This window comes from Comamonas granuli NBRC 101663 (assembly GCF_000739995.1).
Classification (GTDB): Bacteria; Pseudomonadota; Gammaproteobacteria; order Burkholderiales; family Burkholderiaceae_C; genus Simplicispira; species Simplicispira granuli.
Window position 1 is genome coordinate 130,227 of the sequence record NZ_BBJX01000007.1, and the last position, 22,743, is coordinate 152,969.

The following is a 22,743-nucleotide window of genomic DNA, read 5'->3' on the forward strand; positions in this document are numbered from 1 at the left end:
GGCGTGCAAAGCCGTGCAGCACCCCGGGGAGGCCTACTTCAGCCATCCGCGCTTGCGGAAGTACCACATGGGCACCAGCGCGCTGGAGATCATCAGCCCGAGCACATAGGGGTAGCCCAGGTGGCCCAGCCACTCGATCTCCGGAAACCGCAGGTTCATGCCATAGAGGCTGGCGACCAGCGTGGGCGGCAGCAGGGCCACGCTGGCCACCGAGAAGATCTTGATGATCTTGTTCTGGTTGATGTTGGTGAAGCCGACGGTGGCGTCCATCAGGAAGTTGATCTTGTCGAACAGAAAGGCCGTGTGGCTGTCGAGCGAGTCGATGTCGCGCAGGATCTGGCGCGCTTCCTCGAACTGCTCGGCGTCGAGCATCTTGCTGCGCATCATGAAGCTCACGGCGCGCCGTGTGTCCATGACGTTGCGCCGGATGCGGCCGTTCAGGTCCTCCTGGCGCGCGATGGCGGCCAGCACCTTGCCGGCGCGCTCGTCCGTCACGTCGCCCGAGAGCACCTGCTTGCTCGCCTGCTCCAGCTCGTCGTAAATGCCTTCCAGGGTGTCGGCGGAGTATTCGGCGTCGGCGTCGAAGAGCTTGAGCAGCACGTCGCGCGCGTCCGCGATCAGGCCCGGCGCGCGGCGCGCGCGCAGGCGCAGCAGGCGGAACACGGGCACATCCTCGTCGTGGATGGAGAACAGCACGCCCTTGCTGCGCAGTTCGTCGTTGACCAGGTTGAGGATGAAGGCCACGCGCGCCGCGCGCGGCTGGCCGCGGTCGTCGATCAGGAAGTCGCTGCGGATGTGCAGCTCGCCGTTGTCTTCCTCGTAAAACCGGGCCGACTCCTCGATGTCGTCGTCCATCGCGTCCTCGGGGATGGACAGGCCGAAATACTGCGCGACCCAGCGCTTTTCATCGGTGGTGGGCGATTCGAGATCGACCCAGATGGGCTGGAACCGGGAGAGCTCCTCCAGCGATTCGATTTCTTCCTGGACAAGGCGCCCGTTGGCGAGCGTAAAGACGTTGAGCATGCGATGGCTCCCGGCAGGGGTGGATCGGGGGGGACGGTGGGGGTGCTTTCAGCCCCGATACGGCCGGGAGCTGAAAGCTATCGACTGGGATAGGCTTCCATGACAAGGGTCTCCAGATTGCAAGCACGCAATTATCGCACCGGCCGTCCTCGAGCGGCTGGTGCGGGGGCATGTCCGCGATGTCCAGGGGGTGGTGCGCCGCCCGCGGCGCGGGCGCGCCCGGTGGCCCGCGCGCCCGGTCTGCCCGCCGCGGTGGGGCGTTTTTTTCAGGCCGGGGCGGAAGGCCCTGGCGCCGCCAGGGCGCGGGCGCGGCACAGGTCTTCCCAGGCGGCCGGCTTGAGGCCCGGCGAGCGCAGCAGCAGGGGGGCGTCGTAGGTCACCACGGCAGGCACGCCCGCGAGCGCGAAGGGCTGGCCGCGCAACTGCCCCAGGGGCTCGGTGCGGCCCAGGCAGTGGCGCACGGCCGCGCGCCCCATGAGCAGCACCACCGCCGGGCGCAATTGCTGCAGCACGCCGTCGAGGGCGCCGGGCAGCGCCAGGCCGCCTGCTGCCGCGTCCGGGGCGCTGGCCACGGAGCACAGGTACACCTGCGGATGGCGGTGCAGCCCCAGGGCGCGCAGCATATTGTCCAGCAGGCGTGCACCCTGTTCGGCCAGGCGGGCATGCGTCTGCAGGCTCTCGGCCACCAGCAGCCAGGCCGTCCCCAGTCCGGGCGGGGTCTGGGCGGGGTCGGCGTCCGGGTAGAGGGCTTGTGCGGGCAGGAGCACGGCCGGGCTCGCATCCGCAGGGCGGGCGGGGGCCGGCGCTGCGCGCCGCACGGGAGCCGCTGCAGTGGCCGGTGGCGCGGCGGCCTCGGGGCGTGCGGGCGTCGCTGGCGGCGCAGCGGCAGTGGCAGTGGCAGTGGCAGTGGCAGTGGCAGGCGGCGGGGCCGGCGGCGCAGCCTCTGCCGCGGCTGCGGGCTGCCAGAGCCGCACGCCCATTTCGAGCAGCATGGCACGCTGGCGCGCGTCCAGGGCCAGGCCGGGCGGTGCGGACGAGGGGGCGTCAGGAGGGTTCACAGCGCGCGGCTCATCACGATGGCGTCCTCGCGCCCGCCCGCGGCCACGGGGTAGTAGCCCTTGCGCACACCCGCCGCCTGGAAGCCGTTGGCCTCGTAGACCTGGCGCGCACGCTGGTTGCCCACGCGCACTTCAAGCCACAGCCATTGCAGGCCCCGGGCGCGCGCCCACAGGGCGAGCGCATCGAGCAGCACCTGGGCCCAGCCCTGGCGCTGGAAGGCCGGTGCGACCGTCAGATTGAGCAGGTGCGCCTCGTCCACCCCCGCCATGGCGACGAAGTAGCCCAGAATGCAATCCCCGCCCAGCAGGAGGTCGATGCGGTAGCCGCTGGCCAGCGCATCGGTGAAATGGCGGCGCGACCACGGGTGCGCGTGGGCCTGCTGCTCGATGGCCAGCACGCCGTCGAGCTGCGCCAGCGACAGGGGCGCGAGCCGCACGGGCACGGCGGCTTCCGTGGTCATGGCGCGGCCCCGGCGCGCAGCGCCGCGCGTTCGGCCGTGGTCTGGGCGACCTTGTCGCGCAGGTAGAGCGGCAGCGCACCGCGCGCATCCGTGCCGCGGCCGGCCGCGAGCCAGGCGGGCGCCAGTTGCAGCAGCGCGCGCGCCGTGGGCAGCGCCGCCACATGGTGCGCCTGCGGGGCCAGGCGGGCGCCGTAGGCGGCTTGGGCGTTGCCCGCCACCGTCCAGCCCTCCGGCACGGGCACATGCTCGGGTGCGCACAGCTGGGGCCCCCAGGGCATATGCCAGCGGTCCTGCTGCCATTGCAGGTGGGCGGCATAGACCTCGTCCATGCGGGCGTCGAGCACGGCCACCACCTCGGTGCAGCCGTGGGCATCGCGGGCCGCCTGGGCCAGCGTGCTCAAGGTGTCTATGGGCAGCACGGGCAGGGCGCGGGCGCCGCTGGCGCCATAGGCCAGGCCTTGCGCCACGGCGCAGGCCGTGCGCAGGCCGGTGAACGAGCCCGGGCCTTGCCCGAAGACCAGGGCATCGAGCTGCGCCAGCCGCAGGCCGGACTGGGCGAGCAGCGCCTCGATGGCCGCGATCAGGCCGCGCGAGGCCTGCGCGCCCCCGGGGCCGGTGTGCTCCCACACGGCCGTGCCGCGCTGGATGGCGACGGACAGGGTTTCGGTGCTGGTATCGAAGGCAAGCAGGTGCATGGGCGGGTGCGCCGGGGCAAAAGGGTATTATCGCTAGACTTGGGCGATGCGAAATTCTCTGTCCCCATGCGGCCTGCGCCGTGGCCTTCTGCGCCTGGCGCGCATGGGCGCGGCCCTGGGCCTGGGCGCCGCCCTGGCGTGCCAGGCGGCGGCTGGCGCCCTGCCCCCCGAGGTCGAGGCTGCGCTGGCGCGCGCGCGCCTGCCGCAGGACGCGCTGGCCGTGTACGTGGCCGATGCGCAGGATGCGCGCGCACCGGCCCGCCTGGCGCACCGCGCGCAGGAAGGCGCCAACCCGGCCTCGGTGATGAAGCTGGTCACCACCTTTGCCGCCCTGGACCTGCTGGGCCCCGCCTATGTGTGGAACACGCCGGTGTACGTCGAGGGTACGGTGCGCGGCGGCAGCCTGCGCGGCAATGTGTACATCCAGGGCCAGGGCGACCCCAAGCTGGTCGTGGAGCGCCTGTGGCTGCTGATGCGCCGCCTGCAGGCGCAGGGCATCGAGGACATCGCGGGCGACATCGTGCTCGACCGCAGCGCCTTCGACCTGCCCGCGCACGATCCCGGGCGTTTCGACGGCGAGCCGCTGCGCCCCTACAACGTGGCGCCCGACGCGCTGCTGGTGAACTTCCAATCCGTGGCCCTGACCTTCGTGCCCGACCCGGCGGCCGCCCTGGCGCGCATCCAGTACGACCCGCCGCTCGCCGGGATGCAGCTCCAGCCCAGCGTGCCGCTGGCGCCGGCGGGCACGCCCTGCGGCGATTGGCGTGCGGGCCTGCGTGCGCAGTGGGCCGATCCGGCGCGCATTGCCTTCCAGGGCGCCTATCCGGCGGCCTGCGGCGAGCGCGTGTGGCCCGTGGCATATGCCGATCCGGCCGCCCTGGCGGCACGCGCCGTGGAGGGCATGTGGCGTGCGCTGGGCGGCAGGCTCACGGGCCGGGTGCGCGACGGCCAGGTGCCCGCGGGCCTGCAGCCCGCCTTTGCCGTGGCTTCGCCGGCCCTGGCCGAGGTGGTGCGCGACATCAACAAGTACAGCAACAACGTCATGGCGCAGCAGGTGTTTCTCACGCTCGCCCTGCAGCGTGGCGCCACCGCCACGTTCGAGGGCGCGCGCGACGTGCTGGCACAGTGGTGGCGCCAGCGCCTGGGGGGGCAGCCCCTGCCCCAGGTGGACAACGGCGCCGGGCTGAGCCGCGAGGCGCGCACCACGGCCCAGGCCCTGGGGCGCATGCTGCAGGTGGCCTGGGATTCGCCGGTGATGCCGGAGCTGGCGGCCTCGCTGCCCATCGCCGGGGTCGATGGCACGCTGCGGCGCAGCAAGGGGCGGGCGGGGGCGGCCCACCTCAAGACGGGCAGCCTGCGCGACGTGCTGGCCGTCGCCGGCTACGTGCATGCGGCGAGCGGGCGGCGCTATGTGCTCGTGGCCCTGGTCAACCACCCCATGGCGGGCGCGGCCCGCCCGGTGCTCGATGCCCTGATCGACTGGACGGCGCGCGACCAGTGAACCCGGCGCCGGTGTGCCGGGTGCGTGTTATCCCCGATGCTGCAATAGGTCTGCCCGGTGCACCATGCCAGCTTTCCATGACCAAGAGGGGTAGAACATGCCATTTTTCCGTTTGTCGTGTGTGGCCGTCGCGGCCGCCGTCCTGACCGCCTGCGGTGGCTCGGACGATCCGGAGCGCGGTTCGCTGATCGATACGCCTGCCGTGCTGACCACCTTGACCGCCGCGCAGATCGACGCAGCCACCACGGCCAGCGGCCTGCGGCCTCTTGCGGGCGCAGCGAAATGCGACGTCAAGGTGGTGGCCCTGAACTACAACACCGTGGGGGCGCGCGGCAATGACTTCACCAACGCCTCGGGCGTGATGCTCGTGCCCGGCGGGGCGGCCTGCGCGGCACCGGCGGCGCTGGTGGCCTATGCCAAGGGCACGGATGTGCAAAAACCGCGCACCCTGGCCAATCCCCAGGACAGCGAGACCTTCCTGCTCGCGGCCATGTATGCCGCACAGGGCTATGCGGTGGTGGCCACGGACTACCTGGGCTACGCCAAGTCGCAGTACAGTTTCCACCCCTACCTGCATGCCGACTCCGAGGCCACCAGCGTCATCGACGCCGTGCGCGCGGCGCGCCATGCAGCCGGTGCGGTGGGTGCCAGCCTCTCGGGCAAGGTGATGTTCACCGGCTACTCGCAGGGCGGGCATGCGTCCATGGCCGCGCAGCGGGCGGCCGAGCGCGACTACGGCACGGAGTTCAACGTCGCCGCGGGTGCCCACCTGGCCGGCCCGTACAACCTTTCGGGCTCGCTCAAGCTGCCTGACGCCATCGCCGGCTTCCAGTTCTTCGTGCCCTTCCTGGTCACCTCCTGGCAAAAGGTGTACGGCACCGTCTACACCGACGTGAAGACGGCGTTCAAGGCTCCGTATTCCGGCTACATCGAAAACCTGCTGCCCAACCCCACGCTGAACTACACCACGCTGGTGACCAGCGGCTCGCTGCCCGGCGGCCCGGGTGTCACGCCCAACCAGGCGCGCGACGCCATGTTCCAGGCCGACTTCCTGGCCGGTGCACGCACCAGCGACACGCATCCGCTGGCCGTGGCGGCGCGCAAGAACGACCTGCTGGGCTGGACCCCCAAGGCGCGCGTGCTGCTGTGCGGCGGCGCCGGGGATCCCACCGTCCCGCCGGCCGTGCATCAGAACGTGATGAAGGCAGACTTCGACAGCCGCGGCGTGACCAACGTGAGCTCGGTGGACGTGGACGCCATGGTCCAGATGGCCTACGGTCCTGGCGGCAAGGCGCCCACCGACCCCACCTCGGTCGAGTTCGCCACCTACTACGGCTCCTACCACGGCACCTACGAGCCGCCGTTCTGCCACGCCCAGGCGCGCGGCCTGTTTGACCTCGTCAAGTGAGGTCCACCCCCGGCCCATCGGGGCCGGGTCCACAAAAAAACCGACCCTGGGGTCGGTTTTTTTTCATGGGTGCGCCCTGCGCGCTCACCAGCGCATGCGCAGCCGGTCGTAGGCGTAGTCGCCAAACTGGCGGTGCGCCGACGGGCTCAGGTACACGGCGTCGGCAAACACATAGTGGTCGGGGTTGGCGCCAGCGACCAGGGTGGCCGAGGTGCACAGCGCCGAATTGACCTGGCCTGCGCCTATGCCTATGCCCGGGCCCGGGTCCACCGACGTGCACACGGGCGTGGTGGCGTTGGTGAAGTAGTAGGTGCCGGGGGAGTAGGTGTACAGGTTGACGTAATACGCCGCGTCCACGTACAGCACCCGGTCGCCGAGGTCGTTGATGCCGATCAGCAGGCCCTCGTTGAAACGCAGGCTGGCGCTGGAGAGCAGCGACTGCTGCTGCGTGGCGATGGCCCAGGGCGTCTTGCTCAGGTCATAGGCCCCGGCCACGACCACGTGCGTGGCCCCGGCGTTGACCAGCCGGCGCACCTGCGCCGCCAGCGCCTCGCCGTTCTGCCGTGCCTGGGTCAGGTAATCGGCGCTGGCCAGCGTGCCGGCCTGCACGGCCGCCATGCCGGCGATCAGGTCGCTGATGCCGCCATTGACCAGCACGAGGTCGTTGACGGCAAAGGTCTTGCTGGCCAGAAAGCGGTCCACCTGCTCCTGGATGGTTGGCGTACCGCTCTGGCCCGCGGCGTCCGGCTGCGCCGTGATGCGTGCATTGCCCTGGGCATAGCTCAGGCCGCCGGCCGAGACGGGGGCCAGGGTCTTGCCATAGCGCGCAGCGAGCTGCAGCGTCCAGTTGTTCACCGAGCCGTTGTTCACGGTGTAGAGCGCGCCCTTCTGGCCGGCATCGGAAAAGGCGTCGCCAAAGGCGATGAAGCGCTCGGGCTTGATCGCCGATTCGGTGGTGCTGGAACCGCAGGCCGCCAGCAGGGCGGCCGATGCGCAGGCGGCCGCCAGAAAGGTGCGGCGCATCCAATTTGCTGCCATGGTGAGTTCTCCAATCAGGGGTTGCTAGTGTAACGAGGCGCCTGCGTGCGGCCCTACGCCGCCGCGGCGGCGCGCAGCAGGCGGTCGCGCACGCCTTCCCAGTCGGGGGTGTCGGGCGGGGTCTCGATCCAGATCAGCCGTGCGCCCGCGTCGTCGAAGCTGCGCAGCGCTGCGAACAACTGCTGGGCCGTGGCCTCGGCGTCGCTGGGCATGCGCCGCAGCAGGACGTGGGGCGAGGCGCTGCGCAGCGGCGCGCGCGCATACACCGCCAGGTGCGCGGCCTCGGCGCCGAGCAGGTCCAGGCCCGTCTGCAAGGCCTTGGCATCCATGAGGCGCACCTTGGCGTTCGGTGCGTAATGGGCTTCCAGGGTTCCCGAGGCCCGCGGAGTCTGCGCGGGCAGCTCTTCTTTCGAGAGCGGCTCCATGCCGCAGGCGGCCGCGATCTGCGCGCGCGTGATGGCGCCCGGGCGCAGCAGCACGGGTACGCCGCGCGTGCAGTCCACGATGGTCGATTCGATGCCCACGCCGCAGGGCCCGCCGTCGAGCACCAGCAGCGATGCGCCGAACTCGTCCTGCACATGCTGTGCTGTGGTGGGGCTCACGCGGCCGAAGCGGTTGGCGCTGGGCGCAGCCAGCCCCCACACGGGCGGGCCGCCCAGCGCGGGGCCGTCGCCGGGCGCGGCACAGGCCTGCAGCACGGCATGGGCCACGGGGTGGGCAGGGCAGCGCAGGCCCACGCTGTCCTGGCCGCCGGTGGCCGCCGTCGCCACGCCGTCCCGGCGCGGCAGGATGAGCGTGAGCGGGCCGGGCCAGAAGGTGTCGACCAGCGCCTGGGCGAAGGCCGGCACCTCGTTGGCGAAATGCGCGATGCCCGCGGCGTCGGCCACGTGCACGATCAGCGGGTGGTCGCTGGGCCGGCCCTTGGCGGCGAAGATCTGCGCCACGGCGGCATCGCTGCGGGCGTCGGCCGCCAGGCCGTACACCGTTTCGGTGGGCAGGCCCAGCAGCGCGCCGCCGCGCAGGGCGCGCGCGGCGGCGGCGATGGCCGAGGGATCGTTGCCGTCGAGGATCATGGGGCCGCTCAGAAGGGCGCGATGCCCAGGATGGCCGCCGCCTGCAGCGCCGTGGCGCGCGCCGCCTCTGCGGTGGGGGCGGTGATGTTCAGGTGCCCCATCTTGCGGCCATGCTTGGCCAGGGTCTTGCCGTACAGGTGCAGGTGCGTGCCGGGCAGGCGCAGCACCGCGGCCCAGGGCGGCGTCTGCGCCGTCTCGCCGTGGGCGAACCACAGGTCGCCCAGCAGGTTGAGCATGACGGCGGCGCTGTGCTGGCGCGGCTGCACCAGCGGCAGGCCGGCCAGGGTGCGCACCTGCAGCTCGAACTGCGAGACATCGCAGGCGTTCTGGCTGTAGTGGCCGCTGTTGTGCGGGCGCGGCGCGATCTCGTTGACCACCAGGCTGCCGTCCTGCAGTACGAAGAATTCCACGCACAGCACGCCCACGTAATCGAGGCCTTGCGCTATGGAAATCGCAGCATCTACCGCTTGTTGTGCAAGGGCTGGAGGCAGATTTCCTTCGTACACCTCGGTCACGGCCAGGATGCCGTCGCGGTGCAGGTTGCGCTGCACCGGCAGGTGCACGGTGGCGCCGTCGGCGCCGCGCGCCACGATCACCGAGCATTCGAGCTGCAGCGGCAGCATCTTCTCTAACACGCAGGGCACGGAGCCGACCGATGCCCAGGCGGTGGCCAGTGCGGCGGCGGTTGGCACGCGCACCTGGCCCTTGCCGTCGTAGCCCAGGCGGGCCGTCTTGAGAATGCCCGGGAGCAGGTCGGCGGACACGGCCGCCCGTTGCTCGGCCGTCTCGATCACCGCGTAGGGCGCGCAGGGCACGCCGCAGCGCACGAAATGGGCCTTCTCCTGGGCGCGATCCTGCGCCACGGCCACGGCGCGCGCGGCCGGCGCCACGGGGCATTGCCCGGCCAGTGCGGCCAGGGAGACGGCGGGCACGTTCTCGAACTCGGTGGTGATGGCGTCGCTCAGCCCGGCGAGCCGCGCCAGGCCGTCGGGGTCTTCATAGCCGGTCGGGATGTGGTGGTGGCTGATCAGCCCGGCAGGGCTTTCCGGGTCGGGGTCGAGCACGGCCGTGAAGTAGCCCATGGCCTGGGCGGCGTGCGCGAACATGCGGCCAAGCTGGCCGCCGCCGAGCACGCCCAGGGTGCTGCCGGGCGGCAAGGGCCGGATGGGGTGCGCGCTCATGCGGCCGGGGGCAGTTGCATGGCACGCGCGCTTTGCGTCTGCGCGGTGCGGAACACCTCGAGCTGCTCGCGCAGCGCCGGGTTGCCGGTGGCGAGCATGGCCACGGCAAACAGCGCCGCATTGGCCGCGCCGGCCGCGCCGATGGCGAAAGTCGCCACCGGAATGCCCTTGGGCATCTGCACGATGCTGTGCAGCGAATCCACACCCGAGAGGTGCTTGCTGGCCACGGGCACGCCCAGCACGGGCACCGTGGTCTTGGCCGCCAGCATGCCCGGCAGGTGGGCCGCGCCGCCCGCGCCCGCGATGATGGCCTTGAGCCCGCGGCCGGCCGCCGCCTCGGCGTAGGCGAACATGTCGTCGGGCATGCGGTGGGCCGATACCACCCGGGCCTCGTGGGGGATGCCGAATTGCTGGAGAATCTGCACTGCGTGCTGCATGGTCTCCCAGTCGCTGGAAGAGCCCATGACCACGCCGATCTGGATGGGTGTCATAGTGTGGAGGGGCTGCGCACCAAAGCCGGTGGCCTGCCACGGATGTGAACCCGGGATTTTACGTTTTGCCGCCCGTTGCCTGAAAGGGGCCTTGCCGCATGCTGGACATCACTGTAGAGAATTTTGAAACCGAGGTCATCGCCGCCTCCATGAGCGTGCCCGTGCTGGTGGACTTCTGGGCGCCGTGGTGCGGCCCCTGCAAGTCCCTGGGCCCGGTGCTCGAAAAGCTCGAGACCGAGTACGCCGGGCGCTTTCGCCTGGCCAAGATCAACTCCGATACCGAGCAGCAACTGGCCGCCATGTTCGGCATCCGCAGCATCCCCACCTGCGTGCTGCTGATGAACGGCCAGCCGGTCGATGGCTTTACCGGCGCCTTGCCCGAGGGCCAGGTGCGCGCCTTTCTGGACAAGCATGTGCCCAGCGCCGAAGAGGTGCAGGCCGAGGTCGAGGAGGAGCAGGCGCTGGACGCCCTGGCCGAGGGCGACACCGACACCGCGCTGGAAAAGCTCCAGCATGCCGTGGCCACCGACCCGGCGAACGACGACGCGCGCTTCGACTACGTCAAGCTGCTGCTGCAGCTCGGCCGCGAGGACGATGCCAAGGTGGCTTTCGCCCCCGTGATCGCCAAGGCGGCGGGCTCGCGCCGCCTGGGGGCGCTCAAGGACTGGATGGATGCTCTTGATTTCGTAGCTTCTGGCGCTTACGGAGAGGGCGCTGGAGCCGAATTTGATGCAAAAATCGCCGCCAACAAGCGTGACTTTGAAGCGCGCTTCGGCCGTGCGCGCTGGCTGCTGGCACAGCAGCGCTGGCAGGAGGCCATGGACGAGCTGCTGGAAATCCTGATGCGCGACAAGACCTGGAACGAGGAGGCCGCGCGCAAGACCTATGTCTCCATCCTGGAAATCATCGAGCCGCCCAAGCCCAAGGTCGCCGAAGGCCAGATCCCGCCCGAGGACCCGCTGGTGGCCACCTACCGCCGGCGCCTGAGCTCCGTCGTGCTCAGCTGAACCCGCTGCGCCCATGAAAAAGGCCCCTGGATGGGGCCTTTTTGCTGGGGGAGCGGGCGCTCAGCCCATGAGCCGCTGCAGCGCCTCGCGGTACTTGGCGGCGGTCTTCTCGATCACGTCCTGCGGCAGGCGCGGCGCGGGGGCCGTCTTGTTCCAGGGCTTGCCGCCCACCTTGGCCTGCTCCAGCCAGTCGCGCACGAACTGCTTGTCGTAGCTCGGCGGGTTGGCGCCCTGGGCCAGGGCCTCGGCGTAGCCTTCCACGGGCCAGTAGCGCGAGCTGTCGGGCGTGAGCACCTCGTCCATCAGCACCAGCGTGCCGTCGGGCGCCAGGCCGAATTCGAACTTGGTGTCGGCAATGATCATGCCCTTGGCCCGGGCGATCGCTGCTGCCTCCTTGTAGATGGCGATGCTCAGGTCGCGGATCTTCGTGGCCAGCTCGGGGCCGATCATCTCCACCGTGCGCTCGAAGGTGATGTTCTCGTCATGCTCGCCCGCCGCAGCCTTGGCCGCCGGGGTGTAGATGGGCTCGGGCAGTTGGGCCGCGTTGGTCAGGCCCGGGGGCAGCGGTACGCCGCAGACCGACTGGCTCTCCTGGTACTCCTTCCAGCCGCTGCCAGCCAGGTAGCCGCGCACCACGGCCTCGACCGGAATGGGCTGCAGGCGCCGCACCAGCATGGAGCGGCCACGCACCTGGGGGGCTTCCTCGGGGCTCACCACGCTCTCGGGCGCCTCGCCGGTGAGGTGGTTGGGGCAGATGTGGCCCAGCTTGTCGAACCAGAACAGCGCCATCTGCGTGAGCAGCTCACCCTTGCCCGGGATGGGCTCGCCCATGATCACGTCGAAGGCCGAGAGGCGGTCGCTGGCCACCATGAGGATGCGGTCGTTGCCCACCGCGTAGTTGTCGCGCACCTTGCCGCGCGCCAGCAGCGGCAGCGAGGTGAGGGCGGAGGTGTGCAGGGCAGGGGGGCGGGACGGGAGGTTCATGGGGGAGACGCGGTCGGGGGAGCGGAAAACCGGGGCTGCTGCGCAGCAGCCGGGCGGGGGCATTGTATGCGCCCGTGTGACCTGCGCCGGGTGCCAGTGCCGGGCGCGTGGTAGGCCAATCCGCTCATTGTGCGCGCAAATCCGGGCTTTGGCACCCTGGGCCGGAAAACCCGCCGCGGCGCCCCGGTATGGGATTGCTTTTGCCCCCCGCCGGGCGCATAGTGAATCCACGGCCAGGCGCTCTGGGCGCACGGCCGGGCCGCCTTCCCAACCGGGCGGCGGCGCTTATTTACAGAGTGCAACAGGAGCTTGTCTATGAATCTGACGATCAGTGGCCACCACCTCGAAGTCACCCCCGCTCTGCGCAATTACGTCACCACCAAGCTGGACCGCATCACGCGCCATTTCGACCAGGTGGTCGACGTGAAGGTCCTGCTCACCGTCGAGAAGCAAAAGGAGAAGGAAAAGCGCCAGCGCGCTGAATGCAATATCCGCGTCAAGGGCTCGGATCTGTTTGCCGAGAGTGCACACGAAGACCTGTATGCTGCCGTCGATGAACTCGTGGACAAGATGGACCGGCAGGTCGTGCGTCACAAGGACCGCATCAAGAACCACTACTCCGACGTGCGTGGACTCAGCGCGTGAACCTGCGCTGCGTTCCTGGGACGGGCCTGCAGGCCCGTCCCGCAGACCGACCGCCCTGCCGGGCGGTTTTTTTCTCCTGTATGCGAGCAAATGTGAGCGTTTGTTCCAAGCGGTGCATAATCGCGCCCTGACACAGCCATGAACCGCCTTGCCTCCATCCTGCCTGCCAACCAAGTGCTGGTGAGCGTCGAAGCCACCAGCAAGAAGCGCGCCTTCGAAGAGGCGGGGCTTTTGTTTGAAAGCCTGCATGGCCTCTCGCGTGCCCTGATCACCGACAGCCTGTTTGCGCGCGAGCGCCTGGGCTCGACCGGCCTGGGCCATGGCGTGGCCATACCGCACGGGCGCATCAAGGGGCTCAAGTCGCCCATGGCGGCCGTGTTCCAGTTGGCGCAGCCCATAGGCTTCGACGCCCCGGACGAGCAGCCCGTGGGCCTGCTCATCTTCCTGCTGGTGCCCGAGGCGGCCACGCAAAAGCACCTGGAAATCCTCTCCGAGATCGCCGAGCTGCTCAGCGACGGCCCGCTGCGCGAAAAAATCAAGGCCTGCAACGACGCGGCCGAGCTGCACCGCATGATCGCCGGGTGGCAGTCCACCCAGACGGTCTGAGCGGCGCCGCCCCCGCCGCCCGCGTGCCGTGAAACCCAACGTCGTCAGCGCCGATGCCCTGTTCGAGGAGTTTCGCGGCCTGCTCAAATGGCAGTGGGTCGCGGGCCTGGGGGCTTCGGAGCGGCGTTTCGACGAAGAGGCCGTACGCTCGGCGCGCTCGGGCTCCGATCTCGTAGGCCACCTCAACTACATCCACCCCTACCGCGTGCAGATCATCGGGGAGCGCGAAGTCGCCTACCTGACGAACGCCACGCGCGAGGACTGCAAGCGCCGCGTGGCGCGCATCGTCACGCTGGAGCCCCCGGTGCTCGTGCTGGCCGATGGCCAGACCGCCCCCGAGGAACTGCTGCAGATGTGCGAGCGCGCGCAGATTCCCATGTTCGCCACGCACGAGTCGTCGGCCTTCGTGATCGACGTGCTGCGCGCCTACCTGTCCAAGCATTTCGCCGACCGCACCACCATGCACGGCGTGTTCATGGACATCCTGGGCCTGGGCGTGCTCATCACGGGCGAGTCCGGCCTGGGCAAGAGCGAGCTGGGCCTGGAGCTGATCTCGCGCGGCAACGGCCTGGTGGCCGACGATGCGGTGGATCTGTACCGTATCAACCAGAACACCATCGAGGGCAAATGCCCGGAGCTGCTGCAGAACCTGCTGGAGGTGCGCGGCATCGGCCTGCTGGACATCCGCGCCATCTTTGGCGAGACGGCCGTGCGGCGCAAGATGCGCCTGAAGCTCATCGTGCACCTGGTGCGCAAGGAAACCCTGGAGCGCGACTTCGAGCGCCTGCCCTACGAGCCCCTGACGCAGGACGTGCTGGGCGTGCCGGTGCTCAAGGTCATCATCCAGGTGGTGGCGGGGCGCAACATCGCCGTGCTCGTCGAGGCCGCCGTGCGCAACACCATCCTGCAATTGCGCGGCATCGACACCTACCAGGAATTCGTCGAGCGCCACCGGCGCGCCATGGAGCGCGGCGGCAGCGCCTGATTTGCTGCTATTTTAGTAGCTTCCGGCGCTTGCTGGACAAGCGCTGGAGCCGGATTTGATCCTGAGTGACCCAGGGGCTTACTTCTTGGCGCAGCTCGCGCACTGCCCGTACAGCGCCATGGCATGGTCCTGCACCACCCAGCCCTTGGCCTGGGCCACGGCCTGCTGGCGCTTCTCGATCTCGGGATCGAAGAACTCCTCGACCTTGCCGCAGGACGTGCAGATGAAATGGTCGTGGTGCTGCCCCTCGTTGAGCTCGTAGACCGCCTTGCCGCTCTCGAAATTGCTGCGCGTGAGAATGCCGGCCTGCTCGAACTGCGTGAGCACGCGGTACACGGTGGCCAGGCCGATGTCCGAGCGCTCCTCGAGCAGCACGCGGAACACGTCCTCGGCCGTCATGTGGCGCTGCGTGCCCTTCTGAAAAATCTCCAGGATTTTCAGGCGCGGCAGCGTGGCCTTCAGGCCGCTGCTCTTGAGCTCGTCGATGTTGGACATGGCATGGGTTCGGGGTGAGGATGCGGTGGCATGGGCTGGCGGGGCCTGCCGCTACAATGGGCCGCATCATATCCTCAAGCGTTTTTTCCATGTCCGCCAAAGCCTATCGCAGGGTGCGCCTGGCGCCAGCCCTGCTGCTTCTTGCCAGCGTGAGCGCCTGCGGCAGTTTCGATGGCGCCACCGCGCGCATCGCCAGCGTCGTCACGCCCTACAAGGTGGACGTGGTGCAGGGCAACTTCGTCTCGCGCGAGCAGGTCGAGGCGCTGCAGCCGGGCATGGGGCGCCAGCAGGTGCGCGAGATCCTGGGCACCCCGCTGGTGAGCAGCCTGTTCCACGCCGACCGTTGGGAATATGTGTTCACCCTGCAGCGCCCGGGCCAGCCCGTGCAGTCGCGCAAGCTCACCGTGTTCTTCCGGGGCGAGGTGCTGGAGCGCTACGAGGGTGACGACATGCCCTCCGAGAGCGAATTCGTCGCCTCGCTGGAGACGCGCAAGGGCCAGCGCAAGGTGCCGGTGCTCGAGGCGAGCGAAGAGCAGCTCGCCAAATTCCCCGCGCCCCAGGAGCCCGCCGCGGCGCAGGAGCCCGGCGACGCGTCGGTCGCCCCTGCGGCGACGCCGTATCCGCCGCTCGAAGCGCGCACGCGCTGAGGGCGCCTGCGCGCGCATTGCGCGGCCTGCGAACCGTTATTCAAGGACAGCCATGACCGGGACTTCCTCCCCCACCCCCTCCAATGCCCCCTGCCGCGTGGCTGTGGCGGGCGCTTCGGGCCGCATGGGTCGCATGCTCATCGAGGCCGTGCGCGCCAGCCCGGACTGCGTGCTCGCGGGCGCGCTGGACGTGCCGTCGAGCCCGGGCATCGGCTCGGACGCCACCGCCTTCCTCGGCGTGGCCAGCGGCGTGCCCATCACGGCCGACCTGGGCGTGGGGCTGCAGAACGCCGACGTGCTCATCGACTTCACGCGCCCCGAGGGCACGCTGGGCCACCTGGCGGTGTGCGCCGCGCGCGGCGTCAAGGCCGTCATCGGCACCACCGGCTTCACCGAGGCGCAGAAGGCCGAGATCGCCGCCCATGCGCAGCGCACGGCCATCGTCATGGCGCCCAACATGAGCGTGGGTGTGAACGTCACGCTCAAGCTGCTGGAGATGGCGGCCAAGGCGCTGTCCACAGGCTACGACATCGAAATCATTGAGGCGCACCACCGCCACAAGGTGGACGCGCCCTCGGGCACTGCGCTCAAGATGGGCGAGGTCATCGCCGGCGCCCTGGGCCGCGACCTCAAGGACTGCGCCGTCTACGCGCGCGAAGGCGTGACCGGCGAGCGCGACCCGTCCTCCATCGGCTTCGCCACCATCCGTGGCGGCGACATCGTGGGCGACCACACCGTGCTGTTCGCCGGCACGGGCGAGCGCATCGAGATCACGCACAAGTCGTCCAGCCGCGCCACCTACGCCCAGGGCAGTCTGCGCGCGGTGCGCTTCCTGCGCGGCCACGCCACCGGCATGTTCGACATGTTCGACGTGCTGGGCCTGCGCTGACACGCCGCCATGGATCTGCTGCACTGGTGGCGCCAGGGCGATGCCGTGACCCAGGGCACGGCGCTGCTGCTGCTGGCCATGTCCGTGGGCAGTTGGGTCGTCATCGTCTGGAAGACCTGGTTCCTGCACCGCGGCAGCCGCGACGTGGCGCGCAGCATGGCGGCCTTCTGGCAGGCCCCCACGGTGGACGCGGCGCAGCGCGCCCTGGCGGCCTTCGACCGCGAGACCCTGGTGCTGCCCCTGGTGGCCGCCGCCCATGCGGTGGCGCAGTTGCCGCCTGCGGGCTCGCTGGCGCACGCGGCGAGCCGCAGCCAGCAGCTCACGCGCGGGCTGCGCGATGCGCTGCACGCCGTGCTGGCCCGGCTGCAGGCGGGCCAGGTGCTGCTGGCCACCGTGGGCTCCACGGCGCCCTTTGTCGGCCTGCTGGGCACGGTCTGGGGCATTTACCACGCGCTCACCGCCATTGCGGGTGCCGGCCAGATCAGCATCGACCGCGTGGCCGGCCCGGTGGGTGAGGCGCTCATCATGACCGCGGCGGGGCTGGCGGTCGCCATTCCGGCGGTGCTGGCGTACAACGCCTTTGGCCGCGTGGTCGGCCGCATCGAGGCCGACCTCGAGGGCTTCGCCCTGGACCTGCGCGAGCTCATGCTGCACCAGACGGGGGGAGGGGGCTGATGGCCTTCGGCCGCCTGGAACGCACGAGCGCGCCCGCGCCCATGAGCGACATCAACATGACGCCGCTGGTGGATGTGATGCTCGTGCTGGTGGTGATCTTCATCCTCACGGCGCCGCTGCTGGCCAGCAGCATCCGCCTGGAGCTGCCGCGCGCCGAAGGCACGGCGCCCGGCGCGGCGCCGCGCGCCATCATGCTGGTGCTCGACCAGCGCGGGCAGGTCTTCATCGACGACCAGGCCGTGCCCACGGCCGCCGCCCTGGCCGCGCGCCTGGCCCAGGCGGCCGCGGACGGCGCCGACACCGAAGTGCAGTTGCGCGCCGACGCCGCCGTGCCCTACGGGCGCGTGGTCGAGATCATGGGCGCAGCGCATGCGGCGGGGCTGCAGCGCATCGGCTTCGTGGCCGAACCGGCCGCACAGGCCGGGCGGCCCGGCGCGCGCTGAGCCAGCGGGCCTAAAATCCAGCCAGTGCAGCGGGTTGCGGCTGCTTTTTCTTTTTTCAGGGCATCCATGCAAGACAAGTACCACCACACCGAGGTCGAGCGCAGCGCGCAGGCCCACTGGACGGCCAACGACGCCTACCGCGTGACCGAAGACGCTGGCCGCAAGAAGTTCTACGCCTGTTCCATGCTGCCCTACCCCAGCGGCAAGCTGCACATGGGCCATGTGCGCAACTACACCATCAACGACATGCTCACGCGCCAGTTGCGCATGCAGGGCTACAACGTGCTCATGCCCATGGGCTGGGACGCCTTCGGCCTGCCGGCCGAGAACGCCGCGCTCAAGAACGGCGTGCCACCCGCGAAGTGGACCTACGAGAACATCGCCTACATGAAGGGCCAGATGCAGGCCATGGGCCTGGCCATCGACTGGAGCCGCGAGGTCGCCACCTGCGACCCCGACTACTACCACTGGAACCAGTGGCTGTTCCTCAAGATGCTGGAAAAGGGCATTGCCTACCGCAAGACCCAGGTGGTGAACTGGGACCCGGTGGACCAGACCGTGCTGGCGAACGAACAGGTGATCGACGGCAAGGGCTGGCGCACCGGCGCCGTGGTGGAAAAGCGCGAAATCCCCGGCTACTACCTGAAGATCTCCGACTACGCCCAGGAGCTGCTCGACCATGTGCAGATCGGCAACGCCAAGGCCACGCTGACCGGCTGGCCCGACAAGGTGCGCCTGATGCAGGAGAACTGGATCGGCAAGAGCGAGGGCGTGCGCTTTGCCTTCACGCACGACATCCGCGGCGCGGACGGCGCGCTGATCCAGGACGGGCGCATGTACGTGTTCACCACGCGCGCCGACACCATCATGGGCGTGACCTTCTGCGCCGTGGCGCCCGAGCACCCGCTGGCCCAGCATGCCGCGCGCGGCAACCCGCAGCTCGCCGCCTTCATCGAGGAATGCAAGAAGGGCGGCACCACCGAGGCCGAGCTGGCGCTCAAGGACAAGGAAGGCATGCGCACGGGCCTGTGCGTCACGCACCCGCTCACCGGCGAGCAGGTCGAGGTGTGGGTGGGCAACTACGTGCTCATGTCCTACGGCGACGGCGCCGTGATGGGCGTGCCCGCGCACGACGAGCGCGACTTCGCCTTTGCGCTCAAGTACGGCATCGAGATCAAGCAGGTGGTGCTGGTCGATGGCGAGAGCTACGACTTCCACCACTGGCAGGACTGGTACGCCGACAAGCAGCGCGGCGTGACTATCAACTCCGACAGCTTCAGCGGTCTGTCGTACGCCGAGGCCGTCAACGCCGTGGCCCAGGCGCTGAGCGAAAAGGGCCTGGGCGAGAAGAAGACCACCTGGCGCCTGCGCGACTGGGGCATCTCGCGCCAGCGCTACTGGGGCACGCCCATTCCCATCATCCACTGCCCCTCCTGCGGCGCCGTGCCCGTGCCGGAGAAGGACCTGCCCGTGGTGCTGCCGCAGGACCTGGTGCCCGACGGCTCGGGCAACCCGCTGGTGAAAAGCGAGGCCTTCCACGCCGGCGTGACCTGCCCCTGCTGCGGCCAGGCCGCGCGCCGCGAGACCGACACCATGGACACCTTCGTGGACAGCTCGTGGTACTTCATGCGCTACTGCGACCCGAAGAATGCCGAAGCCATGGTGGCCGGCGGTGCCGACTACTGGATGCCCATGGACCAGTACATCGGTGGCATCGAGCACGCCATCCTGCACCTGCTGTACGCGCGCTTCTGGACCAAGGTCATGCGCGACCTGGGGCTGGTGAAGATCGACGAGCCCTTCACCAAGCTGCTCACGCAGGGCATGGTGCTCAACCACATCTACTCGCGCAAGGGCGAGAAGGGCGGCAAGGAATACTTCTGGCCGCACGACGTCGAACATGTGCTGGACGAGGGCGGCAAGGTCATCGGCGCCAAGCTGAAGAACGCCGTGGGCGACCTGCCCGTGGGCACCAGCATCGACTACGAGGGCGTGGGCACCATGTCCAAGTCCAAGAACAACGGCGTGGACCCGCAGGAGCTGATCGAGAAATACGGCGCCGACACCGCACGCCTGTACACCATGTTCACCGCGCCGCCCGAGGCCACGCTGGAGTGGAACGACGCGGCCGTGGAGGGCAGCTACCGCTTCCTGCGCCGCGTGTGGAACTTCGGTGTCAAGCTCTCTGCTATCGATAAGGTAGCTGCTGGCGCAAGTGTGGCGGGCGCTGCAAGCCTGAATGAGGTCAAGTTCGGCAAGGAGGCCCAGGCCCTGCGCCTGGAGATCCATACCGTGCTCAAGCAGGTGGACTACGACTACCAGCGCATGCAGTACAACACCGTGGTCTCGGGCGCGATGAAGATGCTCAACGCCCTGGAGGACTTCAAGGCCTGGGACGGCGAGGGCGCCAGCGTCGCGCTGATCGAGGGCTTTGGCATCCTGCTGCGCGCGCTCTACCCGGCCACGCCGCACATCACGCACGCGCTCTGGAGCGAGCTGGGCTACGCGGCCCACCTGGGCGACCTGCTCGACGCCCCCTGGCCGCAGGTGGACCCCGCCGCGCTGGTGCAGGACGAGATCGAACTGGTGCTGCAGGTCAACGGCAAGCTGCGCGGCGCCCTCCATGTGCCCGCCAGCGCCGACAAGGCAGCGATCGAGCGCCTGGCCGTGGCGAGCGAGGCCTTCCAGAAGTTCGCCGCGGGTGCCGTGCCCAAGAAGGTGGTGGTGGTGCCCGGGCGCCTGGTCAACGTGGTGGTCTGACCATGCAGCGGCGCACGCTTCTGGCCTTGGCTCCGGTCGCGGGGCTGGCTGCCTGCGGTTTCCACCTGCGGGGCGCGCCGCAGTTCGCTTTTGCGTCGCTGTACCTGGCCGCGCCCGCGGGCTCCTCGCTGGCGCGCGAGCTGCAGCGCATGCTGGAGTCCTCGGGGGGGCGCCTGCAGGTGCTGCGCGAGCCGGCGCCGCCGAACGCGGCGCAGGTGGTGCTCGACATCCTGCAGGAAAAGCAGGAGCGTGCCGTGGTGGGCCTCACCTCCGCCGGCCAGGTGCGCGAGCTGCAACTGCGCCTGCGCGTGCAGATCCGCCTGCGCAGTGCGGACGGCGCCGAGTGGATCGCGCCCACGGAGATCGTGCAGACGCGCGACATCAGCTACAGCGAGACCATCGCCCTGGCCAAGGAGGCCGAGGAGGCGCTGCTCTACCGCAACATGCAGACCGACATCGTGCAGCAAATCGTGCGCCGCCTTGCCGCCGCACGGCCGCCGCGCTGAGTCAGCGCCGCATCAGCGTGCTCTTGCCAAAGAGCGATTCCACCAGATCGACGGCCAGCAGGGCCGTCTGGTTGCGCACATCGAGCGCGGGGTTGAGCTCCACGATGTCGAGCGAGGCCAGGCGTCCGCTGTCGGCAATCATCTCCATGCACAGCTGCGCCTCGCGGTAGGTCGGCCCGCCGGGCACGGTGGTGCCCACGCCAGGGGCGATGTCGGGGTCGAGGAAGTCCACGTCGAAGCTCACATGCAGGTGCGTGTGCTCGTCCAGGCCGTCGAGCGCCTGCAGCATGGTCTGGCGCATGCCCACCTCGTCGATGAAGCGCATGTCGAACACCTCCAGCCCCTGCTCGTGCACGAAGCGGCGCTCGCCCGCGTCCACGCTGCGGATGCCGATCTGGCGGATCTGGTCGGGCCGCAGTGCCGGGGCGCCGCCGGGCATGCCGGCGAGCTGCGTGAGCGCCTCGGGACCGAAGCCGCACAGGCAGGCCACGGGCATGCCGTGCACGTTGCCGCTGGGCGTGAGCGTGCTGGTGTTGAAGTCGGCGTGCGCGTCCAGCCACAGCACGCGCAGTTGCTTGCCCGCTTCCGCGCAATGGCGCGCCACGGCGCTGATGCTGCCCAGGCCCAGGCTGTGGTCGCCGCCCAGCAGCACGGGCAGCCGCTGCTGGCGCAGTTCGGCCCGCACGGCGCCGAACACGGCGCGGTTCCATTCCACCACCTGGGGCAGGTGGCGGTAGCCGTCCACGGGCGGCAGCCAGGGGTTGGCGGGGCCGGCGAGGTTGCCCCGGTCCGCCACCTCCAGCCCCCGGCCTTCGAGCGCCGCCTGCAGCCCGGCCACGCGCAGGGCCTCGGGGCCCATGGAGGCGCCGCGCGCGCCCGCGCCGATGTCGGTGGGGGCGCCGATCAGGCTGATGGCGGGGGCGGGGCGGTGGGTGTTCATGCGGCTTGCGGCTCCGGTTGCAGGGCGGTGCGGGCCTGGGGCGCCGGGGCGTGCAGCAGGCCGAACAGGTCCTTGGGGTCGTTCATCTGCGGCACCAGGTCGATGGACGTGCCCAGGTGCGGGTATTGTTGCAGCAGCGCGTGCAGCGTGCGCAGGGCGGAGAAGTCCTCCAGTGCGAAGCCCACGGAGTCGAACACCGTCACCTCCTGCGCCGTGCGGCGGCCCGGGGCCTGGCCGGCCAGGATGCGGTGGAACTCGGTCACGGCGAAGTCGGCCGGCATCTGCTGGATCTCGCCCTCGATGCGCGACTGCGGCTCGAACTCCACCACCACGCGCGCGTCGGCGCGGCGCAGGATGTCGGCATGCAGCTCGGTCTTGCCCGGGCAGTCGCCGCCCACGGCGTTGAGGTGCATGCCGGGCTCGATCATCTCGGGCCGCAGGATGGTGGCGTTGCGCTTGTCGGCCGTGGCCGTGGTCACGATGTCGCAGCCGCGCACGGCCTCCTGCGCGCTGGCGCAGCGCTCGATGTGCAGGTCCGGCAGCGCCAGGCGTGCCAGGTTGCGCTCCAGCTTGAGGCTGGCGCCGGGGTCGGTGTCGAACAGGCGCAGCTCGCGGATGCCCAGCAGGTGGTGGAAGGCCAGCGCCTGGAACTCGCTCTGTGCGCCGTTGCCGATCAGCGCCATGCGGCGGCTGTCGGGCCGGGCCAGGTGGCGCGCGGCCAACACCGACATGGCGGCGGTGCGCAGCGCGGTGGTGAGCGTCAGCTCGGACACCAGCAGCGGGTAGCCCGTGTCCACATCGGCCAGCACGCCGAAGGCCGTGACGGTGAGCAACCCCTCGGCCGTGTTCTTGGGGTGGCCGTTGACGTACTTGAAGCAGTAGAGCTGCCCGTCGCTGGTGGGCATCAGCTCGATCACGCCGACGGGCGAATGGATGGCGTGCCGCGCCGACTTGTCGAACTGCTCCCAGCGGCGGTAGTCGCTGTCCATGGCGTCCACCAGTTGCTGCAGGAAGCGGGCCAGCCCCACCTGCCGCACCAGTTCGCGCACGCTGCTCACACCGAGGTAATTCACCATGACCATCTCCTTGACTTGTGTTCTGGGAAGAATTCTCCGCAGGGGCGCGGCCAAAGAAAAGTGAGAAACCTGCGCAATTCATGCAGCTTGTAGAGCAAATCGCCATCGATAAATGGCGATTTGCCTCATAGACCGTTCGGGCAGGGCGCGGCGATA

At 69.8% G+C, this 22,743-nt stretch carries 24 protein-coding genes; 12 read left to right on the top strand and 12 right to left on the bottom strand.

Features of this window, described 5'->3' with window-relative positions:
- Window positions 1-33: 33 nt before the first annotated feature.
- From CGR01S_RS09235 to tsaB, 4 genes are all read right to left on the bottom strand, one after another.
- The gene (locus CGR01S_RS09235) at window positions 34-1,023 is read right to left on the bottom strand and encodes a magnesium and cobalt transport protein CorA (protein ID WP_042425619.1); all 990 of its coding nucleotides are present in this window, start codon (window positions 1,021-1,023) and stop codon (window positions 34-36) included.
- 266 nt (window positions 1,024-1,289) lie between these two features.
- Window positions 1,290-2,081: a uracil-DNA glycosylase family protein gene (locus CGR01S_RS09240; RefSeq protein WP_245616779.1), complete on the bottom strand. Its 792-nt coding sequence runs from the start codon at window positions 2,079-2,081 to the stop codon at window positions 1,290-1,292.
- A complete protein-coding gene (rimI, locus tag CGR01S_RS09245; RefSeq protein WP_042425624.1) occupies window positions 2,078-2,542 on the bottom strand; it encodes a ribosomal protein S18-alanine N-acetyltransferase in 465 nt (154 codons plus the stop codon). The genes CGR01S_RS09240 and rimI overlap by 4 nt, the downstream gene beginning before the upstream one ends.
- Window positions 2,539-3,237 (bottom strand): tRNA (adenosine(37)-N6)-threonylcarbamoyltransferase complex dimerization subunit type 1 TsaB, encoded by a 699-nt coding sequence (gene tsaB / locus CGR01S_RS09250; protein WP_042425627.1) that lies wholly within the window; start codon window positions 3,235-3,237, stop codon window positions 2,539-2,541. The genes rimI and tsaB overlap by 4 nt, the downstream gene beginning before the upstream one ends.
- Window positions 3,238-3,283: 46 nt before the next feature.
- On the opposite strand from tsaB, the gene dacB reads away from it, so the two are divergent.
- Window positions 3,284-4,738: a D-alanyl-D-alanine carboxypeptidase/D-alanyl-D-alanine endopeptidase gene (gene dacB, locus CGR01S_RS09255; RefSeq protein WP_084690619.1), complete on the top strand. Its 1,455-nt coding sequence runs from the start codon at window positions 3,284-3,286 to the stop codon at window positions 4,736-4,738.
- 97 nt (window positions 4,739-4,835) lie between these two features.
- Window positions 4,836-6,146 (top strand): alpha/beta hydrolase family protein, encoded by a 1,311-nt coding sequence (locus CGR01S_RS09260; protein ID WP_042425632.1) that lies wholly within the window; start codon window positions 4,836-4,838, stop codon window positions 6,144-6,146.
- An 84-nt stretch (window positions 6,147-6,230) separates the two neighbouring features.
- On the opposite strand, the gene CGR01S_RS09265 is transcribed toward CGR01S_RS09260, so the two are convergent.
- From CGR01S_RS09265 to purE, 4 genes are read right to left on the bottom strand one after another with little or no spacing between them, the layout of a single operon-like run.
- Window positions 6,231-7,184: an SGNH/GDSL hydrolase family protein gene (locus CGR01S_RS09265; RefSeq protein ID WP_042425635.1), complete on the bottom strand. Its 954-nt coding sequence runs from the start codon at window positions 7,182-7,184 to the stop codon at window positions 6,231-6,233.
- A 53-nt stretch (window positions 7,185-7,237) separates the two neighbouring features.
- Entirely contained in the window at window positions 7,238-8,257 is a 1,020-nt protein-coding gene (locus CGR01S_RS09270; protein WP_042425638.1) for an L-threonylcarbamoyladenylate synthase, read from the bottom strand.
- A gap of 8 nt (window positions 8,258-8,265) precedes the next feature.
- Window positions 8,266-9,438, bottom strand: coding sequence for a 5-(carboxyamino)imidazole ribonucleotide synthase (locus CGR01S_RS09275; RefSeq protein ID WP_042425641.1), 1,173 nt, complete (start codon window positions 9,436-9,438; stop codon window positions 8,266-8,268).
- Window positions 9,435-9,929 carry a 5-(carboxyamino)imidazole ribonucleotide mutase gene (gene purE / locus CGR01S_RS09280; RefSeq protein ID WP_042425643.1) on the bottom strand — a complete coding sequence of 165 codons (495 nt, stop codon included), beginning with the start codon at window positions 9,927-9,929 and terminating at the stop codon, window positions 9,435-9,437. The genes CGR01S_RS09275 and purE overlap by 4 nt, the downstream gene beginning before the upstream one ends.
- Window positions 9,930-10,027: 98 nt before the next feature.
- On the opposite strand from purE, the gene trxA reads away from it, so the two are divergent.
- Window positions 10,028-10,936, top strand: coding sequence for a thioredoxin (gene trxA, locus CGR01S_RS09285; protein ID WP_042425645.1), 909 nt, complete (start codon window positions 10,028-10,030; stop codon window positions 10,934-10,936).
- Window positions 10,937-10,996: 60 nt separating this feature from the next.
- Here trxA and CGR01S_RS09290 read toward each other — a convergent pair whose 3' ends face one another.
- Window positions 10,997-11,920: a phosphoribosylaminoimidazolesuccinocarboxamide synthase gene (locus CGR01S_RS09290; protein ID WP_042425647.1), complete on the bottom strand. Its 924-nt coding sequence runs from the start codon at window positions 11,918-11,920 to the stop codon at window positions 10,997-10,999.
- A gap of 315 nt (window positions 11,921-12,235) precedes the next feature.
- Here CGR01S_RS09290 and hpf point away from each other — a divergent pair, with 315 nt between their 5' ends.
- The 3 genes from hpf to hprK all read left to right on the top strand — a co-directional run bounded on the left by hpf (window position 12,236) and on the right by hprK (window position 14,156).
- Window positions 12,236-12,565 (top strand): ribosome hibernation-promoting factor, HPF/YfiA family, encoded by a 330-nt coding sequence (gene hpf / locus CGR01S_RS09295; RefSeq protein ID WP_042425648.1) that lies wholly within the window; start codon window positions 12,236-12,238, stop codon window positions 12,563-12,565.
- 138 nt (window positions 12,566-12,703) lie between these two features.
- Window positions 12,704-13,171, top strand: a complete 468-nt coding sequence (locus CGR01S_RS09300; RefSeq protein WP_042425650.1) for a PTS sugar transporter subunit IIA — start codon at window positions 12,704-12,706, stop codon at window positions 13,169-13,171.
- Window positions 13,172-13,199: 28 nt separating this feature from the next.
- Entirely contained in the window at window positions 13,200-14,156 is a 957-nt protein-coding gene (hprK, locus tag CGR01S_RS09305; RefSeq protein ID WP_042425651.1) for an HPr(Ser) kinase/phosphatase, read from the top strand.
- A gap of 78 nt (window positions 14,157-14,234) precedes the next feature.
- On the opposite strand, the gene fur is transcribed toward hprK, so the two are convergent.
- Complete coding sequence (gene fur / locus CGR01S_RS09310; RefSeq protein ID WP_042425654.1) at window positions 14,235-14,651, bottom strand: ferric iron uptake transcriptional regulator; 417 nt, start codon at window positions 14,649-14,651, stop codon at window positions 14,235-14,237.
- Window positions 14,652-14,740: 89 nt separating this feature from the next.
- Between fur and CGR01S_RS09315 the strand changes: the two genes are divergently transcribed.
- The 6 genes from CGR01S_RS09315 to CGR01S_RS09340 all read left to right on the top strand — a co-directional run bounded on the left by CGR01S_RS09315 (window position 14,741) and on the right by CGR01S_RS09340 (window position 20,571).
- Complete coding sequence (locus tag CGR01S_RS09315; protein ID WP_042425656.1) at window positions 14,741-15,298, top strand: outer membrane protein assembly factor BamE; 558 nt, start codon at window positions 14,741-14,743, stop codon at window positions 15,296-15,298.
- A gap of 52 nt (window positions 15,299-15,350) precedes the next feature.
- On the top strand, window positions 15,351-16,187 hold the full coding sequence (dapB, locus tag CGR01S_RS09320) for a 4-hydroxy-tetrahydrodipicolinate reductase (RefSeq protein ID WP_084690620.1): 837 nt from the start codon (window positions 15,351-15,353) through the stop codon (window positions 16,185-16,187).
- 9 nt (window positions 16,188-16,196) lie between these two features.
- Window positions 16,197-16,862 (top strand): MotA/TolQ/ExbB proton channel family protein, encoded by a 666-nt coding sequence (locus CGR01S_RS09325; protein WP_042425661.1) that lies wholly within the window; start codon window positions 16,197-16,199, stop codon window positions 16,860-16,862.
- Window positions 16,862-17,305 carry an ExbD/TolR family protein gene (locus CGR01S_RS09330; protein ID WP_042425664.1) on the top strand — a complete coding sequence of 148 codons (444 nt, stop codon included), beginning with the start codon at window positions 16,862-16,864 and terminating at the stop codon, window positions 17,303-17,305. The genes CGR01S_RS09325 and CGR01S_RS09330 overlap by 1 nt, the downstream gene beginning before the upstream one ends.
- 66 nt (window positions 17,306-17,371) lie before the next feature.
- A complete protein-coding gene (leuS, locus tag CGR01S_RS09335) occupies window positions 17,372-20,065 on the top strand; it encodes a leucine--tRNA ligase (RefSeq protein WP_042425667.1) in 2,694 nt (897 codons plus the stop codon).
- 2 nt (window positions 20,066-20,067) lie between these two features.
- Window positions 20,068-20,571: an LPS-assembly lipoprotein LptE gene (locus CGR01S_RS09340; RefSeq protein WP_042425670.1), complete on the top strand. Its 504-nt coding sequence runs from the start codon at window positions 20,068-20,070 to the stop codon at window positions 20,569-20,571.
- 1 nt (window position 20,572) lies between these two features.
- Here CGR01S_RS09340 and rocF read toward each other — a convergent pair whose 3' ends face one another.
- Both rocF and ocd read right to left on the bottom strand, forming a co-directional pair.
- Window positions 20,573-21,511, bottom strand: coding sequence for an arginase (gene rocF, locus CGR01S_RS09345; protein WP_042425672.1), 939 nt, complete (start codon window positions 21,509-21,511; stop codon window positions 20,573-20,575).
- Window positions 21,508-22,587 (bottom strand): ornithine cyclodeaminase, encoded by a 1,080-nt coding sequence (gene ocd, locus CGR01S_RS09350; RefSeq protein WP_042425852.1) that lies wholly within the window; start codon window positions 22,585-22,587, stop codon window positions 21,508-21,510. The genes rocF and ocd overlap by 4 nt, the downstream gene beginning before the upstream one ends.
- Window positions 22,588-22,743 lie beyond the last annotated feature (156 nt).

What these genes read in the sequence shown, in the direction of transcription:
- CGR01S_RS09235 (WP_042425619.1), bottom strand. Translation starts at nt 1,023, where the DNA reads ATGCTCAACGTCTTTACGCTCGCCAACGGGCGCCTTGTCCAGGAAGAA.
- rimI (WP_042425624.1), bottom strand. Translation starts at nt 2,542, where the DNA reads ATGACCACGGAAGCCGCCGTGCCCGTGCGGCTCGCGCCCCTGTCGCTG.
- tsaB (WP_042425627.1), bottom strand. Translation starts at nt 3,237, where the DNA reads ATGCACCTGCTTGCCTTCGATACCAGCACCGAAACCCTGTCCGTCGCC.
- dacB (WP_084690619.1), top strand. Translation starts at nt 3,284, where the DNA reads ATGCGAAATTCTCTGTCCCCATGCGGCCTGCGCCGTGGCCTTCTGCGC.
- CGR01S_RS09260 (WP_042425632.1), top strand. Translation starts at nt 4,836, where the DNA reads ATGCCATTTTTCCGTTTGTCGTGTGTGGCCGTCGCGGCCGCCGTCCTG.
- CGR01S_RS09265 (WP_042425635.1), bottom strand. Translation starts at nt 7,184, where the DNA reads ATGGCAGCAAATTGGATGCGCCGCACCTTTCTGGCGGCCGCCTGCGCA.
- CGR01S_RS09270 (WP_042425638.1), bottom strand. Translation starts at nt 8,257, where the DNA reads ATGATCCTCGACGGCAACGATCCCTCGGCCATCGCCGCCGCCGCGCGC.
- CGR01S_RS09275 (WP_042425641.1), bottom strand. Translation starts at nt 9,438, where the DNA reads ATGAGCGCGCACCCCATCCGGCCCTTGCCGCCCGGCAGCACCCTGGGC.
- purE (WP_042425643.1), bottom strand. Translation starts at nt 9,929, where the DNA reads ATGACACCCATCCAGATCGGCGTGGTCATGGGCTCTTCCAGCGACTGG.
- trxA (WP_042425645.1), top strand. Translation starts at nt 10,028, where the DNA reads ATGCTGGACATCACTGTAGAGAATTTTGAAACCGAGGTCATCGCCGCC.
- CGR01S_RS09290 (WP_042425647.1), bottom strand. Translation starts at nt 11,920, where the DNA reads ATGAACCTCCCGTCCCGCCCCCCTGCCCTGCACACCTCCGCCCTCACC.
- hpf (WP_042425648.1), top strand. Translation starts at nt 12,236, where the DNA reads ATGAATCTGACGATCAGTGGCCACCACCTCGAAGTCACCCCCGCTCTG.
- CGR01S_RS09300 (WP_042425650.1), top strand. Translation starts at nt 12,704, where the DNA reads ATGAACCGCCTTGCCTCCATCCTGCCTGCCAACCAAGTGCTGGTGAGC.
- fur (WP_042425654.1), bottom strand. Translation starts at nt 14,651, where the DNA reads ATGTCCAACATCGACGAGCTCAAGAGCAGCGGCCTGAAGGCCACGCTG.
- CGR01S_RS09315 (WP_042425656.1), top strand. Translation starts at nt 14,741, where the DNA reads ATGTCCGCCAAAGCCTATCGCAGGGTGCGCCTGGCGCCAGCCCTGCTG.
- dapB (WP_084690620.1), top strand. Translation starts at nt 15,351, where the DNA reads ATGACCGGGACTTCCTCCCCCACCCCCTCCAATGCCCCCTGCCGCGTG.
- CGR01S_RS09325 (WP_042425661.1), top strand. Translation starts at nt 16,197, where the DNA reads ATGGATCTGCTGCACTGGTGGCGCCAGGGCGATGCCGTGACCCAGGGC.
- CGR01S_RS09330 (WP_042425664.1), top strand. Translation starts at nt 16,862, where the DNA reads ATGGCCTTCGGCCGCCTGGAACGCACGAGCGCGCCCGCGCCCATGAGC.
- leuS (WP_042425667.1), top strand. Translation starts at nt 17,372, where the DNA reads ATGCAAGACAAGTACCACCACACCGAGGTCGAGCGCAGCGCGCAGGCC.
- CGR01S_RS09340 (WP_042425670.1), top strand. Translation starts at nt 20,068, where the DNA reads ATGCAGCGGCGCACGCTTCTGGCCTTGGCTCCGGTCGCGGGGCTGGCT.
- rocF (WP_042425672.1), bottom strand. Translation starts at nt 21,511, where the DNA reads ATGAACACCCACCGCCCCGCCCCCGCCATCAGCCTGATCGGCGCCCCC.
- ocd (WP_042425852.1), bottom strand. Translation starts at nt 22,587, where the DNA reads ATGGTGAATTACCTCGGTGTGAGCAGCGTGCGCGAACTGGTGCGGCAG.